This window comes from Microcoleus sp. LAD1_D3 (genome assembly GCF_036702135.1).
Classification (GTDB): Bacteria; Cyanobacteriota; Cyanobacteriia; order Cyanobacteriales; family Microcoleaceae; genus Microcoleus.
Window position 1 is genome coordinate 143,037 of the sequence record NZ_JAUBSB010000001.1, and the last position, 15,275, is coordinate 158,311.

At 46.5% G+C, this 15,275-nt stretch carries 16 protein-coding genes; 6 read left to right on the forward strand and 10 right to left on the reverse strand.

Going from position 1 to position 15,275, the window contains the following annotated elements:
• Window positions 1-23 precede the first annotated feature (23 nt).
• From QUA74_RS00515 to thrS, 9 genes are all read right to left on the reverse strand, one after another.
• Entirely contained in the window at window positions 24-698 is a 675-nt protein-coding gene (locus tag QUA74_RS00515; RefSeq protein WP_333323979.1) for a fasciclin domain-containing protein, read from the reverse strand.
• A gap of 165 nt (window positions 699-863) precedes the next feature.
• On the reverse strand, window positions 864-1,646 hold the full coding sequence (locus QUA74_RS00520) for an MBL fold metallo-hydrolase (RefSeq protein WP_333323981.1): 783 nt from the start codon (window positions 1,644-1,646) through the stop codon (window positions 864-866).
• A 265-nt stretch (window positions 1,647-1,911) separates the two neighbouring features.
• Complete coding sequence (locus tag QUA74_RS00525; protein WP_333323983.1) at window positions 1,912-2,499, reverse strand: aminodeoxychorismate/anthranilate synthase component II; 588 nt, start codon at window positions 2,497-2,499, stop codon at window positions 1,912-1,914.
• Between the two features lie 202 nt (window positions 2,500-2,701).
• On the reverse strand, window positions 2,702-3,214 hold the full coding sequence (locus QUA74_RS00530; protein ID WP_333323985.1) for a diacylglycerol kinase family protein: 513 nt from the start codon (window positions 3,212-3,214) through the stop codon (window positions 2,702-2,704).
• A 161-nt stretch (window positions 3,215-3,375) separates the two neighbouring features.
• A complete protein-coding gene (ybeY, locus tag QUA74_RS00535) occupies window positions 3,376-3,912 on the reverse strand; it encodes an rRNA maturation RNase YbeY (protein WP_333323987.1) in 537 nt (178 codons plus the stop codon).
• 206 nt (window positions 3,913-4,118) lie between these two features.
• Window positions 4,119-4,337: a DUF3285 domain-containing protein gene (locus QUA74_RS00540; RefSeq protein WP_333323989.1), complete on the reverse strand. Its 219-nt coding sequence runs from the start codon at window positions 4,335-4,337 to the stop codon at window positions 4,119-4,121.
• An 89-nt stretch (window positions 4,338-4,426) separates the two neighbouring features.
• On the reverse strand, window positions 4,427-5,224 hold the full coding sequence (locus QUA74_RS00545; protein ID WP_333323990.1) for a DUF4058 family protein: 798 nt from the start codon (window positions 5,222-5,224) through the stop codon (window positions 4,427-4,429).
• Between the two features lie 149 nt (window positions 5,225-5,373).
• Complete coding sequence (locus QUA74_RS00550) at window positions 5,374-6,162, reverse strand: DUF4058 family protein (RefSeq protein ID WP_333323992.1); 789 nt, start codon at window positions 6,160-6,162, stop codon at window positions 5,374-5,376.
• Window positions 6,163-6,279: 117 nt separating this feature from the next.
• Window positions 6,280-8,109: a threonine--tRNA ligase gene (thrS, locus tag QUA74_RS00555; protein ID WP_333323994.1), complete on the reverse strand. Its 1,830-nt coding sequence runs from the start codon at window positions 8,107-8,109 to the stop codon at window positions 6,280-6,282.
• A gap of 293 nt (window positions 8,110-8,402) precedes the next feature.
• Between thrS and QUA74_RS00560 the strand changes: the two genes are divergently transcribed.
• The 3 genes from QUA74_RS00560 to QUA74_RS00570 all read left to right on the forward strand — a co-directional run bounded on the left by QUA74_RS00560 (window position 8,403) and on the right by QUA74_RS00570 (window position 11,871).
• Window positions 8,403-8,732, forward strand: coding sequence for a DUF2605 domain-containing protein (locus QUA74_RS00560; protein WP_333044728.1), 330 nt, complete (start codon window positions 8,403-8,405; stop codon window positions 8,730-8,732).
• Between the two features lie 158 nt (window positions 8,733-8,890).
• Window positions 8,891-9,202: a DUF2973 domain-containing protein gene (locus QUA74_RS00565; protein ID WP_333323996.1), complete on the forward strand. Its 312-nt coding sequence runs from the start codon at window positions 8,891-8,893 to the stop codon at window positions 9,200-9,202.
• A 677-nt stretch (window positions 9,203-9,879) separates the two neighbouring features.
• Complete coding sequence (locus QUA74_RS00570) at window positions 9,880-11,871, forward strand: DICT sensory domain-containing protein (protein WP_333323998.1); 1,992 nt, start codon at window positions 9,880-9,882, stop codon at window positions 11,869-11,871.
• 65 nt (window positions 11,872-11,936) lie between these two features.
• Here QUA74_RS00570 and QUA74_RS00575 read toward each other — a convergent pair whose 3' ends face one another.
• Window positions 11,937-12,128, reverse strand: a complete 192-nt coding sequence (locus tag QUA74_RS00575) for a hypothetical protein (RefSeq protein WP_333324000.1) — start codon at window positions 12,126-12,128, stop codon at window positions 11,937-11,939.
• Between the two features lie 882 nt (window positions 12,129-13,010).
• On the opposite strand from QUA74_RS00575, the gene QUA74_RS00580 reads away from it, so the two are divergent.
• The 3 genes from QUA74_RS00580 to QUA74_RS00590 all read left to right on the forward strand — a co-directional run bounded on the left by QUA74_RS00580 (window position 13,011) and on the right by QUA74_RS00590 (window position 15,264).
• The gene (locus tag QUA74_RS00580) at window positions 13,011-13,511 is read left to right on the forward strand and encodes a peptidoglycan-binding protein (RefSeq protein ID WP_333324002.1); all 501 of its coding nucleotides are present in this window, start codon (window positions 13,011-13,013) and stop codon (window positions 13,509-13,511) included.
• Between the two features lie 298 nt (window positions 13,512-13,809).
• Window positions 13,810-14,235, forward strand: a complete 426-nt coding sequence (locus QUA74_RS00585; protein WP_333106609.1) for a photosystem I reaction center subunit II PsaD — start codon at window positions 13,810-13,812, stop codon at window positions 14,233-14,235.
• A 165-nt stretch (window positions 14,236-14,400) separates the two neighbouring features.
• On the forward strand, window positions 14,401-15,264 hold the full coding sequence (locus QUA74_RS00590; RefSeq protein WP_333324004.1) for a GNAT family N-acetyltransferase: 864 nt from the start codon (window positions 14,401-14,403) through the stop codon (window positions 15,262-15,264).
• Window positions 15,265-15,275 lie beyond the last annotated feature (11 nt).

Sequence of the window (15,275 nt, forward strand, 5' to 3'; positions counted from 1 at the left end):
AATTGATGCAAAAAACCCTAGTCCTACTTTGTTTGAGCAGGCGGCATCAAAACCTTGTCAATTACGTGAATAACGCCGTTGCTAGCTTTGATATCAGCTTTCACAACATTAGCGCCGCTGACAGTAACTTTGCCTGCGTTAACTGCCACCTTCAGCGAGGAGCCTTCCACACTTTTAACATCGCCCGATTTCAGGCTCGTAGATACAACCGAACCAGGAACAACGTGGTAAGTTAAAATCTTAGTAAGTTGGGCTTTGTTTTCCGGTTTGAGCAAGTTCTCCACAGTTCCTTCTGGCAAAGCAGCAAATGCCGCATCAGTCGGAGCAAAAACAGTGAAAGGGCCTTTTCCTTGTAAAGTTGTCACCAAACCTGCAGCTCCCAAAGCCTTCGTCAACGTCTCGAATTGAGCGTCGCCAGATGCAATAGCAACAATATCCTTAGCAGCGGAAGTTGGTGCCGGTGAAGCGCCAGTTGGTGTCTGTGAAGCGCCAGTTGGTGCAGGTGAAGCGGAAGTGGGTGCCGGTGAAGCAGCGGTTTTCACTTTTCCTGCAACTTGTGAAGTTTGAGTTGCATTAGCAACATTGGTGTTGGAGGTGATGTGAGCCCAAGCCGGGAAACCGATTAACGCGCTAGCGCCGATTACTCCTGCGAAACCTGTGAGTTGTTTCATCCAGCTAGGTAAATTTTGATTTTTCATTGCGCTTGCATTTCCTTATGAGATAAAACCGTGAACATGAATTGTTATGTTAGCCAAATCTCGACAAAAGGCAAGGTTGCCAGAGGCTAAGATAGAGAGAAATTTCTCTTGCATCCCCGATCGACCAAAACTTCCTTACTATAACGCAAGCTGAGAAATCGGGCATCAACCGCTAAATCTGTAACTCAAAACCTCAATCACCGAACCAGTTTGGGGTAAGTCAGCAGATTTGATCGAAATCGTGTCATTATTCAATCGGCGCACCGGCGTACCATCCATCAGCGCCAAGAATTCATCTAGCGGCACCAAATCGCACGCAGCAGCATCGGCGGCTTGGGTTTTGAAATGTGTCGGAATCACCATCTTCGGTTTGAGAAGCTGCAAAGTTTGCTTCGCTTCCGCCGGAGTGTAAGCTTTCGGCCCTCCGCCCACGGGAATCAGCACTACATCGGGCCGCCCGATCAAGATTTGTTCTTCAATGCCGATCGGGCCAGCAACTCCGCCCAAGTGTAAAATCTTAACGCCCGCTTGCTGCCACAGCCAGGCCACATTGACCCCAAATCGCCTTCCTCCCTCACGGTCTTTTTCCGTCCGAATCCCTTGAATCCGCAGCCCGTTAGACCTGTAAGACCCAGGCTCGTACAAAAGGCCGGGATTGCCCGCAAATCCGTCGATCGCCCCTTCATCGAGCAACCGGCTGCTAATCAGAATCAAATCTGTTGGCACTTTAGGAGAACGATAGCCTGCCGTACAGCCCAGGGGGCGAAAAGGATTCACCAGCACCCTCGCACCGCCTCCGGCAAACAAGAAGCAAGTGTGGCCCAACCACTGAACCGACAAAGAATCAGCAGTTTGAGCTTGATAGCTTTCCCATCCAGATGGCAAACCCGTGAAGAAAGCTCCTAGCAAACCCGTCTGTGCGTAACGTATTAATTGTCGCCGTTTCATCTTTAGGTTGGGGTTGTCGGGTGTTGGTCGTTTGTTGTTATACCACAAAACACCGTCAGTCGATTTTAGATTTTAGATTTTAGATTTTAGATTTACTTGCAGCATTGAATCTGGAATCTCGAACAGCAGTCTAAAATTTGGGGTTCACCACGACAGGAGTGGGGGGCTTGTATCCTTTTTGGGGCGGTTCAGGTGCGAAAATGTGTACCCTACTCTCACCGTAAGGTGCTATAAGAGCGAACCCTACAAATTCAGAGAAATTCAACTAAAGCCGTTCCAAGAAATTTCGCAATAATTGCTTTCCCGAAGTCGTCAAAATACTTTCCGGGTGAAACTGTACACCTTCAATGTGCGGATATTCCCGGTGCCGCACGCCCATAATAGTTCCGTCTTCAACCCAAGCCGTAATTTCTAACACTTGTGGACAACTCTGCTTTTCAATTACCAAACTGTGATAGCGAGTTGCAATCATCGGCGATTCCACACCCTGAAAAACTCCGACTCCTGCGTGTTCTACCTGAGAAGTTTTGCCGTGCATCAACACGGGTGCAGAAACAATTTTGCCGCCGAATACTTGACCGATACTTTGATGTCCGAGGCACACGCCTAAAATTGGTAGAGTCGGGCCTAATTCTTTGATTAATTCCAGAGAAATTCCCGCATCTTCCGGCCGCCCCGGGCCTGGAGAAATCACCACTGCTGCTGGCTGCAATTGGCGAATTTCTGCTAAGGAAATTTGGTCGTTGCGGTAGACTTGCACTTCGCTTGCTATCGGCAACTCAGCACCGAGTTCTCCTAGATACTGTACCAAATTGTATGTAAAACTGTCGTAGTTATCGATGACTATAATCACGGGTTAAGTTAGATTTTAGGTTTTAGATTTTAGATTTTAGATTGACTCGCTGCCTGAAAGCAAGGGTTTCAAGATTTTAGATAGATGCCGAAGATAAAAATAGCTGCAATATAGACGAATAAAACTAAAAATCTCAAATTGGTCATCTAAAACCTAAAATTTGCGTGAAGCGAAGCTATCCAGCAGGGAATCGCCCAATAAGTTACTGACGGGCGATCGCAATTTGAACGACTGCCCACAAAGGAGGAAGCAGAAGTGCAGTACCGACGATGATCGCAGCCATTGCCGATACCAGAACCGCTCCAGCACCGCAGTCTTTGGCAATTTTGGCTAGTTCGTGGTAAGATTGCCCGACTGTCAAGTCTACCACGGATTCGATCGCCGTATTCAACAGTTCCATTGCTAAAACTATGCCAATGGTGACGCCGATCACAGATATTTCTACAGGTTTCAGTTGCAAAAATAGGCCGAGTCCGATCGCCAAAGTGCCAATAACAGTGTGAATCCGAAAATTGCGCTGAGTTTCAAAAGCATAACGCAGACCCCCCCAAGCGTATCTAAAACTCGTAGCTAAGCTAGATGCGATTTTCCAGGACAGCTCTCGATTGTATTTCAAGGCTTTTTTCGGCTCTTGGACTGTCTGGCTAGAAGAGTCTTGAGGCATGGGCAGAAACTGTGCGATTTGTGATGAAATTGAGGGTCTATCTAGTGTCATAAAGAACCAACTTTAATTTACAGAGATGAATGAAAGCTACACTTTTCAAATTAACTTCATCAAGTCTAGGTAACTTTTCTAAGTTTTTACTAAAGTTTTGGTTTAATTTCAGAAAGTTATGTTGGGCTTGACATGATTTGTTAAATCACCATCAACTTCAGTTATGCTGTTTGGATCGCAAGACCGATCGCCTGCAGCAATTTTTCTTGTTGATCTAGCATTTGAGTCAGACTTTCTTCATCCGGGTGATCCCAGCCCAAAAGATGCAGAAAACCATGGGCTGCGAGCCAAGCTAGTTCGGTCTTCAGGGGATGTCCTTGCTGCTGGGCTTGTCGGTTAGCTGTATCGATCGAGATGACGATATCACCCAAGTATAGGGGTTCGGATGACTGCATTTCCTCTAGCTGAGGACAGTCTACCTCTAAAGATGCGAAAGCTAGTACATCGGTCGATCGATCGAGCTGGCGGTACTGGAGGTTGAGGGCTTGCATCTCGGAATCGGCGGTTAAACGCAGACTGACTTCGTAGCCCGGAGCGACTGGCACATACTCTTCCTGGTTTTCCAGCCAAACGCTAAACCAATTTTCCCAGGTTTCGGCCCAAATCTCCCCGCTGGCTGCAATCTCAGGGAGGTTGGAAGCGTCGGCTGACTGCTGGGCGAGCCCGTAACAGTCTTCGACGTTCACCTCAATTAACATTTTTTTGCTCTCCTGTCAAGGGATATATTCAATTTTTTTACAAATTCCAATTGCGCGATCGAACGGCAGGGGATTTTGCAGTTGGTGGCAAGATACAGTAATCTGTTAGAGATTGCAACAGGCAGGCAAAACAATCAGCTTAATTGCCTATTTATGAAAGATGAAATTAGAGATCGAAATTAGAGGCTGATTGTTGGAATCCTCGATTAAGAATTGAAATAGCGATCGAGAAAAGCCAAACCGACGAGTACGCCTAAAAGTCCCGCCGCTGTCAAGGCAAAATGAAACAAAGAAGTCGCCCGCTTGCGAACCATATTCCGCATCGCCAGCTTGACATAACTAGGTGGAGGTGCATTGTTTGTCGGTGCTGTCTGAGTTTCGGCGGACTCTTCGGAGACGGGAATTGCTGAGGGAGGTTGACTCATAGTGGTTAGTTTAGAAGGTTAATAGAGGGGCTGCTGAGGACAGACTCGCCACGATGGTAACAAATATGTAACGTTTTGTGTAGGGTTTTTTAGGTTTCAGATTGTCGGAGGCTGGTTTCGGACAACAAAGCATCCGCCCAAACTGCATCGGATTCTGAAAGCGCAGGGACTAACTCAGCCATATAATCGAGGGTAATGTCATAGGCGGCGCGATCGTACACTGTATTCAACAACGCCTGCAAATCTACGATCGGTTCCACATCGCCTGCACCCAAAGGCAGCGAAAAACAAGGAATCACATCTGGTAGATTAAACAAGTATAAATCCGCAAAAGGTCTTTGATTTCCCCGACTCACCAAAATCCGATAATGGGCTGCAATATCATTGTCCAAAACTGGGAGAGGTTCCCAACCCCGCAACAAATCAATCTCCACAAAATTAGTGCGACTTGCGAATATCTTATCCCGCTTTTCTTCATACATTTCGCGCCCTTTACCCGGACGTTTATTAGCAGGTGAAAGCACCTCAATTACTGTCACAACTTCCTTAGTCGCCATATCTATCACCTCCAAATACCCCTCTCTCACCTCCTCAGACATCGCTAATCTGATTTTCAATGGTTCAGTAGTTCGTGTAGCCACAGCCACATTCGATGTAGTTGAATTTCTGGGAATCGGATTGCGCTGGATAGAAACATCAGGAATCCCGACTAACAGAGATTGTTCTCCCTTTATTTCATAAATCCGCTTTTCAATCGCAACGCGATATTTTGGCACCAGTTGGGGAACCAAAGACTCCTGAATCATACCAATCAGCAAGTGATGTACTTCTGGCCAAAAGTCAGGGCTTTCTAAATAAGGATTCATTCCCGGAAATGGATTAGGCATTGATTTAACTCCTGTGGATTTACCTGCTTAGGACTTATGCACGGGTGGCCAGAAACCGGGTTTTTCACGATAATACTTTATTACAGCCCACAAAACAGCAAAAAACCCGGTTTCTTTGCTTGAGATGCGTCCAAGATTACTACTTCATATTATCCCCTCAATCCCCTCTCTCGAAGCAGAGAGTCAGCCCAAGCAGCATCGGCTTCCGACAAGGGGGGAACGGGTGCGGCGGTGTAATCTATTCTAAAGTCATAGGCGGCGCGATCGTAAACCCCATTTAATAACGCTTGTAAATCTACAATTGGTTCCGCATCACCCGCGCGCAAAGGCAAGGGAAACTGAGGAATCATATCGGGTAAATTGAAAAGATACAAATCCGCCAAAGGCTTTTGATTGGCCCGACTTACCAAAATTCGATAACTTGCCTCAATATCGTTCCCAAAAACTAGCATGGGTTGGTAACTTCGCAGCAAGTCAATTTCAACCAGATGAGTGCGACTACCAAACACCCTTTCTCGCTTTGCTTCATACATTTCTCGCCCTTTGCCAGGGCGCTTATTTGTGGGAGAAAGCACTTCAATCACTGTCACTACCTTTTTAGTTTCAGTTTCGATGACCTGCAAATAACTTTCTTTTACTTCCACTGGCCAAGGTATTCTCACCTTCAAAGACTGGGTGGGCCCAGCGGCAACGGCGACATTAGAAGTAGTCTCGGTTGTTGGAGCCAGTGAGCGTTGTATTGTGACATCGGGAATGCCAATTACTAAAGCATCTTCGCCGCTGAGTTGATAAATTCTTTGTTCGATATCTACTAAATATTTAGGCAGCAATTGCGGAGTTAACAAATCTGCGATCGCCACTATTAACCTATTGTGAACAGAACGCCACAATTCAGGACTTTCTAAATAAGGATTCATCCCTGGAAATGGATTAGGCATTAATCTAGCTCTTGTTAATTTACCTAATTATATGATTTTAGCCGATCAATTAGAAAAACGCAGACAATTTATAAATATCATCTGCGTTAATCCGCGTGCATCTGCGATTAAAATCCCCTAAAAATTCCCGTAACTACTAATAGCCTCCTGCAACCTCCGAATCACTTCATCAACCGAAATCGCCCCCAACTCCCCAGAAGCACGAGTCCGAATATTCAAACTATTCGCCTCAACTTCCTTCGCACCCACAACACCCATCACCGGAATTTTATCCTTCTCAGCATTGCGAATCAACTTGCCCAAACGCTCGCTATTCTCATCAGCTTCAGCGCGCATTCCGAGCATTTTCATCTTCGCCGCCACTTCCTTGGCAAACGGCAAAAACTCCGCGCTGACAGGCAACAACCGCACCTGAATCGGCGCCAACCACAGCGGAAAATCCCCTGCATACTGCTCGATCAAAATCCCGATTAAGCGTTCCAAAGAACCAAAAGGAGCACGGTGAATCATCACCGGGCGCTTGCGAACACCGTCTTCAGCGACGTATTCCAAATCAAAACGTTCGGGCAAGTTGTAATCTACCTGAACAGTTCCTAATTGCCATTCTCTATCCAAGACATCTTGGAAAATGAAATCGAGTTTCGGCCCGTAAAAAGCCGCCTCCCCAATTCCCTCAAAATAATTCATCCCCAAAGTTTCCACCGCGCGGCGGATTGCACCTTGAGCCTTTTCCCAAGCTTCATCGGAACCGATGTATTTCTCTAAATTGTTCGGATCGCGGAAACTCAAACGCGCTTTAAAGTTTTTCAGTTGCAGACTCTTGAAGACTGACAGAATCAAATCCACCACATTCAAGAATTCCTGATCCAACTGTTCCGGCGTGACAAATAAGTGGGAATCATCCACCGTAAAGCCGCGCACCCGCGTTAAACCGCCCAATTCTCCCGATTGTTCGTAGCGGTAAACTGTGCCGAATTCCGCTAAGCGCATCGGCAATTCGCGATAGGAACGCAATTCACTTTTGTAAATTTGAATGTGAAAAGGGCAATTCATGGGTTTCATCACAAAACCCTGTTCGTTTGCTGCCGCTTCCTCATCTTCTGCCATCAGCGGAAACATATCTTCTTTGTATTTCTGCCAGTGGCCGGAAATTTTGAACAAATCGACTCGGGCAATGTGGGGAGTCACAACTTGCAAATAGCCGCGCTTGATTTGTTCTTGTTTCAAGTAATCTTCTAAAATACTTCTCAAAACAGTGCCTTTCGGCGTCCACAAAGGCAAACCTGGCCCAACTGGATCGGCAAAGATAAACAAGCCTAATTCTTTGCCTAATTTGCGGTGATCGCGCCTTAATGCTTCTTCTTTTCGGTGTTTGTATGCTGCTAATTGTTCGGGAGTTTCCCAAGCAGTGCCGTAAATGCGCTGTAATTGAGCTTTGGTTTCGTCGCCGCGCCAGTACGCGCCTGCTAGGCTTTCTAGCTCGATCGCCTTTGGATTCAACTCACTGGTATTATCTAAGTGAGGCCCAGCGCACAAATCCCACCATTCCTCGCCCACATGGTAAAGAGTAATCGGTTCGATCAAACCTTCTAAAATTTCTAATTTGTAAGGTTCGTTAATCTCCTTAATTCTGCGTTCCGCTTCCTCGCGGCTGACTTCTTCTCGAATTACAGGCAATTTACGGTTGATGATTTTGATCATCTCTTTTTTAATGGCTTTTAAATCCTGTTCCGTAAAAGGTTCGGGAGTGTCAAAGTCATAATAGAAACCGTTTTCAATCCAAGGGCCAATGGTTACTTGCGCCTTGGGAAATAACTTCTGCACCGCCATCGCCATAACGTGGGAGGTGGTGTGGCGAATTTTTTTTAGTGGCTCCGACTCACTCGTGCGGGGCAACTCAATCTTAACGGACTCTTCTGGAGGGGACATGGATTCTGAGCTAGACATCGGCTGAATTAGCAATTAATTTAGTTGCAGTTGCTTCTATCTTACTCAGATTGGGACAGCAACCGCCGACTTCCGGCAGGGGGACACTCCGGGAAATTACGCAACGGCCCTCACGGTTAGGACGTTCTTAGCAGAATTTGGGGATTTCGACTCAAAAATCGCTGCTGACACAATTAAATTTATTCACATTCACCTGCTAATTGTTGTTAAATTCTTGAATTTTTTTTATAAATATGTTACAGTTTGTAAAGACCGTCTAAGATTATAATAAATAAATAACCCAATTTTAGTCCATGCTTAATTCCAACTTGCCCGAATCAGAATTGCTCAAAGCGTTACTGGAACCGCTATTAGAGGATTTCAATTACTGGTTCGACCGATCGGCAAACCTCTTAGAAACTGAGGAAATTCCCTTTCTGAGTGGCGAAGATCAATCTGACTTGGTGGCGCGAGTCAAACAGGCTCAGCAAGAAGTAGGCGCAGCTAAAGCTCTATTTCAAGCAACCGGAGGTCAAGTTGGGATTGAAACCGCAGCACTAATGCCGTGGCACAGACTGCTCGCCGAATGCTGGCAAGTATCGGCCCGTTTTCGCTCATTGCAGTCAGCTCCCCCTGGAAAATAAGGAAGCGAGTTCAAGTTCAACCCGCAGTCAAATCCCCAACCCTGGGAAATGTGGCGGCCCACTTGACAACCTCAAACAGATTTCCAGTTAATAAGTTATTACTTGCTGAAACACTTTTGTAAATTGCTGTGTGGCTGTTTAGCCCGGAGGAGAAAATAATGTTGCACCTGCTTTATATTTTAGCTTTTACCGTTCTAGCCTTTCTGGCAGTCGGTAACTTAATCCGCAGTCTAGTCACCGTAGGTATGGAGTCTCAGCGCCCTCAACAATTCAGGGCAAATAATCCCTACGCATCCTCTCCTCGCTCTCAATCTGTACCGCATCCAGAACTTTTAGATGAATACGGAAACGTTGTCAATGAGCCACTATTAGTGATGCGTTCGCTGACTGTGCAAGACGCCCGCGAACAATTAGATGCTCTCTACAAATCATCTCCGGGCGGCAACGACGAAGGGGGCGAACTAGCCTGATACAACCACAGCCACAGCATTTATACTCAGGCGCGATGCCTCAAAAAAATATAGGACTTACAGCCTAGGTGTCCGAAACTCTTTTTCTTCATAGATTTTTGGTGAAAATCGTTTCCGCTGGCATCGGAATAATCATTTTCCGAGTTCAGTGCGAGCTTAAGAGCTCGCGACGATGCTCGCACCCTCGGTATCATTCCGAATCTAACCAGATTGGATATAAGTCCTCAAAATAATTGGCCGTTAGTTTTTAACTAATGGCCAATTATTTGTGATTTTTGAAAGTTTAATTGCCGATTAGCCCGATCTATCGCCAAAAACCGGTTCGCCAAAAACCGATACTGATGGCACTGATATCAAATAGCTCAAGAATAGTATAATGCAAGAGATCCGCAAGCGGTGCCTAACAAGTCTGAATGGTGAGAGTGTTAACGCCCGAATTCCAGCCTGAATAGATGAGTTAGCGTCAAAACCTAGAGGTAAAAACAGGTGACTTTGGGATGAACTCAAGGTCTTGGAGGGATACCTCTGCTTAGATTCGTCTAAGTGCTATTGCTAGCATGATATGACTTAAACAGTCGTGTTATGAGGCATAAATGTATCAGATACTGAAAAGGGATCGCTCTAAACCTCCTATCGATCCTGTTTTGTCATCGGCAAAAATGCACGTTTAAGGCTAGATGATCGTCCCTATTTCGCTACTGGCAGAACTTCTGCAAGCTTGGCCCCAATTGCGGCCACAAATTTATTTCAAATCTTCCATGACAGCCCTGTCTCACGCGATGGAAGACTTGGTTTTGGCGGGTTCAGACGACGAACCGCTAGTCATTGCAAGCTTTCAGCGAGAGCGCTTCTACCGCCAGGAAGCTCACCGCTACCGGCGAATTGCCTCACGCTCGTCTCAGGTATACGTGCTGGCAGCACCGGAAACTGACTTTAAAAATGCTTCAGAGTGTCACGAAACTGTGGCGTTTGCACCGGAGGACGGATTAAGTAAAGAGTGGCACTTAGTGGTGCTGGGGCAAAACTACTCAACTTGCCTGATTTGTCAAGAAAAAATTGTGCCGATCGACAACCAGGACGATCGCGGGCCACTGTTGATGGATCAAGCTCGCAGATTTGAAGGAATTTGGACGTTCGATCGCGAAGTAAGCTCCAAAGCTGCCGCATTGTTGCTCGATAAAATTGTCAATTATCGCCCGGAATTGGCGGAAAAGATCGATCGAGCGCGAACTACTTACAAGCTAGTCAAAACACCGAAAAAAACGAGGAAATCCGCCACTTCCAAAGCCCCCAAACCTGACATAAGTGCAGGAAAAAACTCAAAAATTCCCAATCCCAAATTGAGCGATGCTTTTGCCGAACGCTTAGTAACCTACTTGCAAGCAGGCCAGCACAAACTGCTCAAAGCATACGCCGCCATTGCCGCCCAGGAACGCAAAGAACGCCTCGTAAACTTAATTACAACGGCAATGCGGCAGTCTCTCAACCCGCAAGAAATCGTCGAAGTCGCAGTGCACGAACTGGGAACAGCACTGTCAGCAAGCCGCTGTTTGATTTATCGCTGCAAGACAGCAGATGTGGCGGTCAAAATCGATCGCGAGTTTTTGCGTCCGGGTGCTAGTTCTCTACTAAACCAGACTTGGCTTTTGCAGGAAAATCAAATATGGAGCGATGCGGTGGCGCGGCAAGAGCGAGTTTACATCCAAGACACAGCACAACACCCCCTGATTGTCAATACAAAATTCCTGAAGAAAACTGTAAAAAATTGGCAAATTGTCTCTTGGTTAATGGTGCCAGTGCTTTATCAGGGGCGGGTTTTGGGCATGGTGGAAATGCACCAGTGCCGATCGACTTTGGCTTGGGAAGAAGACGAAATTGCTTTAGTAGAGGCGATCGCCACCCAACTCGGGGCAGCCTTAATTCAAGCAGAAACCTACGCTCATTTAGAAGAACTCAACCAACAATTAGAAGCATTAGACCGCACTCGCAGCAATCTAATTGCCATCACCGGACACGAACTCCGCACTCCGCTTTCTACGATTCAAGTGTGTCTAGAAAGTTTGAACTCCGAACCAGATATGCCCGCCCAGTTGCGGCAAATCATGTTAGAAACTGCCCTCGGCGATGCCGATCGAATGCGGAAACTCGTGCAAGATTTCTTAACTCTTTCTCACTTAGAAAGCGGGCGAGTTCAATGGAATGTAGAATCGCTGACGCTGCAAGAATGCGTGGATTTGGCCCTCAGCAGCGTGCGATCGCGCACAGTCGATCAACAGTTGCCGGAAATTATCGCCGAAGTTTCGGCAGAATTGCCTTTAGTGCAAGCTGACGGAGAGTGGCTGGTGGAGGTACTCTCCAAACTGCTAGACAACGCTTGCAAATTCACCACACCTCAAGGAAGCGTGACCATAAGAGCGAAATGCAATGGTTCTCGGATGGTGGAAGTGCTCGTAGCTGATACGGGGAGGGGAATAGAGGCCAATAGTTTAAAAGTAGTGTTCGATCGATTTTATCAAGAAGAAGGAGCGCTGCGCCGCAGTGCCGGCGGTACCGGTTTGGGATTAGCAATTTGCAAGCAGATTGTTGCCGGCTGGGGCGGTAAAATTTGGGTAGATTCCGCAGGAAAAGACCGAGGAAGTGAATTTCACTTTACTATTCCCACTGTTTAGACTCAATTGACAAGTGTTAACTCATGACTAATCACTAATGACTGCAAACTACCCCTCGGTCTATCCTACATTGGAATACCGATCGCAAACTCTGTTCCACCTTCTAGCGATGACAAACATTTCCAACTTCCCCAATGTTTTTGAGTTACTATCTGATAGCCAATAGACAGTCCCAATCTCGTACCTTTGCCTTCTGCTTTAGTTGTAAAAAATGCCGCAAACAATTTTGTTCTGACTGATATCAAATCTGTTAGCATCGGAATTATTCCTATCTCTATTCTCGACCTCTGCGTGAATCAGCGTCAATCCATTGTCATCTGCGGTTAATACATTCTCTTTTTTTAACTGCAGATGAGAACAGATAAACACAGATTAACGCAGATGAATTATCTCAAGTCCGGTTGCACCATTCGTGATTGTTGACCCTTCGGCTTCGCTCAGGGCATCGCTGTTGACTAGATTTTCCTATTCCGATGCTACCGGAATTGATATGATTCCGGCATTTCCAGTCTGCTGTCAGCAATGCGAATCAAAATCGTGTGGATTATTTCCGGTTTTTTCAGGTAACGAAAATACTTGCTTAAAGCCCTCGAACACAGTTAAAAAAACGGGTTTGTGAGCGTCAGATCACGCAAGTATCGATCGAGTTAATCGATCGACCGAGACACGATAGCACAGAAAAGTTTTCACTGCAGAACCAGCCTCCGCTGCTACACCCTCTCTCACCCTCAATCCTCACCCTGTGAGATCAGCCTTAAAGGTGATGTGGCAACGCGGTGTTCAGCTTTAAAATCAAAAGTATCAAAGCAGATTCAGGATGCGCTTGCCGTCTTAAACCCGGTTTGGCGACAGAATACCTACGGAGGCTGCCAAAAATTAATATCAGTTTAAAACAAGAATCCAACTGTAGGTAAGCTGCAAACCCCCATAGTAATCAGTCAGGCCGAATCTCAAATCTCAAATCTCAAATGGTATAAGTCTCCTGTCCACAAGTCGTGAGATGGTAAAAGTCGCTCGAATCTGTTGAGGCACTGCCGACGCCAGTGTTGATTCGTGAAAATTTGAGGATGCAAATGTTTCGCCCGGAAAAAGTTTTTTCCCAGAAGAATAGTCAAACCTAGAGGGTAGGAAAATCGATTATGTCACCTACAAGCCAGATGAAATCTACTCAAACTATAGGCAACAAGCCACAACTACAATTAGGTTCTCAAGGTAAAGCGGTATTGGAACTCGAACAACTGCTAACCAAGTTGCAACTTTATCGGCAGCCTGCTAAAGGAATTTTTAACCAAGCAGTTCAATTTGCTGTGAAACTGTTTCAGTTTCGGGTTTTCTTGTCGCCGGACGGCATTGTCGGGCCGCTGACTTGGCAGGCGCTTTATACTGCTGCTCCAGTTAATATGCCGGTACTCAAATTCGGCAGTTCTGGGGAAGCAGTCGCTACTGTCCAGGAAGTTCTCAAAACTTCCAACCATTATGGTGGTAAAATTGACGGCGACTTTGCTACTTTGACGGAGAAAGCTGTTCGCGCATTTCAAAAAAGCTTTGGGATTCAGGCCAACGGGATTGTCAATCAAGAAACTTGGACTGCTTTGAGCCAAATTCCGCGTGGCTATGACCCTAATTGGTTCTTGACTTAGGGTTGGCGCGGTCAATTGTTCGATCGTGTGTGGGGGAAATTGGAGGAATGTGCGATTATTCGGGTGCCCCACAAGCACCAGAATAATTGCTGTTTTTTTTGGATTATTTTTTCGGGATTCGTGCTGCCTAATTTGGTTTTATAACTTTGGTGGAAATTATCAATTATCAATTATTAACTACTAATTATCAATTATCAGAAAAGATCGATCGCCAAAAAACTGTTAATTTTCCTTACAATTTCGAGAACAGCGTGCAGTCTCGATGATACGATGCCGTAAAAATCCTTTGGATATATCTATGGCCGAACAACTTACTGGACAACCCCCAATCTTCGGCGGCAGCACCGGCGGCTTGCTGACCAAGGCGCTAGTTGAAGAGAAGTACGCTATCACTTGGACTAGCCCCAAGGAGCAGGTGTTTGAAATGCCTACTGGTGGCGCTGCGATTATGCGTCAAGGCGACAACTTGCTGCATCTGCCCCGGAAGGAGCAGTGCATCGCTTTGGGCGGCCAGCAACTGCGGGCCAAATTCAAAATCACGAACTACAAAATTTACCGCGTGTTTCCCGACGGTACTACTGAGTACCTCCATCCCAAGGATGGCGTGTTCCCTGAGAAGGTGAACGAAGGTCGTCCCTACAACGGTAAGATTGACCGCAATATTGGCAGCAATCCAAATCCGGCTACGCTCAAGTTCACAGGTAAGAAGACTTTCGATCCTTAGACAATGACTGCATCGCTGAGCAAAACCTAGGTAATATTGCCTCGAACGGCTCAGCTTGTAAACTTGTTTTTGCAGTAGTATTCGGGCGCCCGATGCCGTCGCTCGCAGCACCCGAACACTACTGCCAAGTTCAAATCTAATTAAAAGTTAATCGTTAAATTAAAAATGAATGTTGCAATCAGGCGAGCGCAGCCTTCTGATATAGATGTTTGCGCTCGCATTAATTATGAAGCTTTTAAAGGTATTTCCGATCGCCACCAATTCCCTAATACAGATTTTCCGACGCTGGAGTTTTCAACCGAAATAATTGGTCTTCTGATTGACAGTCCATTGTTTTTTGACATAGTAGCCGAGAGTTCCGGTGCGGTTGTCGGCTGCGGGTTTATGGACGAACGCAACCCGATTCGCGGTATCGGGCCCGTCAGTGTCGATCGCACTTTTCAAGGCCGCGGCACGGGACGGCAAATCATGAAAGCTTTGCTGGAACGCGGAGAGGACGCTGTGGGTATTCGTTTGGTTCAGGAATCTTTTAATATGGCGTCGCTGTCGCTGTACGCTTCTTTGGGTTTTGAGGTGAAGGAACCTTTCGTGTTAATGGAAGGGAAGTTTCGCAGCCAGCCCCAGTATGGGTTTGAGGTGCGACCGATGACAAGTGAGGATGTTGCTGAATGCGCGGCTTTGTGCGAAAAACTGTGTGGGTGCGATCGAACTTCGGAAATTCAAGACGCCCTGAATTACTTTTCTCCCTTCGTTGCCGATCGGCAAGGTCGGATTGTGGCTTATACTTGTGCGGTGTCTGCTTTGGGCCACAGCGTCGCGGAAACTGAAGCTGATATGCAGGCTTTGCTCTTGGGTGTCGCTGCGTATAGTTCCGATGAACTGCTTGCTTTTCACTTGCCGATGAGGTATGCAAGTTTGTTTCGCTGGTGCTTGCAAGAGGGGCTGCGCGCCCTCAAGCCGATGGCGGTGATGGCAGTTGGCGAGTATCGGTCGCCGGAGGGATGTTGGTTTCCGTCTTTTGTTTATTGATTGTATAGCGA

Excerpts from the sequence above, each read along its gene's own strand:
- QUA74_RS00560 (WP_333044728.1), top strand. The coding sequence starts at position 8,403 with ATGCTTAATTCCAACTTGCCCGAATCAGAATTGCTCAAAGCGTTACTG.
- thrS (WP_333323994.1), bottom strand. The coding sequence starts at position 8,109 with ATGTCTAGCTCAGAATCCATGTCCCCTCCAGAAGAGTCCGTTAAGATT.
- ybeY (WP_333323987.1), bottom strand. The coding sequence starts at position 3,912 with ATGTTAATTGAGGTGAACGTCGAAGACTGTTACGGGCTCGCCCAGCAG.
- QUA74_RS00530 (WP_333323985.1), bottom strand. The coding sequence starts at position 3,214 with ATGACACTAGATAGACCCTCAATTTCATCACAAATCGCACAGTTTCTG.
- QUA74_RS00565 (WP_333323996.1), top strand. The coding sequence starts at position 8,891 with ATGTTGCACCTGCTTTATATTTTAGCTTTTACCGTTCTAGCCTTTCTG.
- QUA74_RS00585 (WP_333106609.1), top strand. The coding sequence starts at position 13,810 with ATGGCCGAACAACTTACTGGACAACCCCCAATCTTCGGCGGCAGCACC.
- QUA74_RS00575 (WP_333324000.1), bottom strand. The coding sequence starts at position 12,128 with ATGCTAACAGATTTGATATCAGTCAGAACAAAATTGTTTGCGGCATTT.
- QUA74_RS00580 (WP_333324002.1), top strand. The coding sequence starts at position 13,011 with ATGTCACCTACAAGCCAGATGAAATCTACTCAAACTATAGGCAACAAG.
- QUA74_RS00570 (WP_333323998.1), top strand. The coding sequence starts at position 9,880 with ATGATCGTCCCTATTTCGCTACTGGCAGAACTTCTGCAAGCTTGGCCC.
- QUA74_RS00520 (WP_333323981.1), bottom strand. The coding sequence starts at position 1,646 with ATGAAACGGCGACAATTAATACGTTACGCACAGACGGGTTTGCTAGGA.
- QUA74_RS00550 (WP_333323992.1), bottom strand. The coding sequence starts at position 6,162 with ATGCCTAATCCATTTCCAGGGATGAATCCTTATTTAGAAAGTCCTGAA.
- QUA74_RS00545 (WP_333323990.1), bottom strand. The coding sequence starts at position 5,224 with ATGCCTAATCCATTTCCGGGAATGAATCCTTATTTAGAAAGCCCTGAC.
- QUA74_RS00515 (WP_333323979.1), bottom strand. The coding sequence starts at position 698 with ATGAAAAATCAAAATTTACCTAGCTGGATGAAACAACTCACAGGTTTC.
- QUA74_RS00540 (WP_333323989.1), bottom strand. The coding sequence starts at position 4,337 with ATGAGTCAACCTCCCTCAGCAATTCCCGTCTCCGAAGAGTCCGCCGAA.
- QUA74_RS00590 (WP_333324004.1), top strand. The coding sequence starts at position 14,401 with ATGAATGTTGCAATCAGGCGAGCGCAGCCTTCTGATATAGATGTTTGC.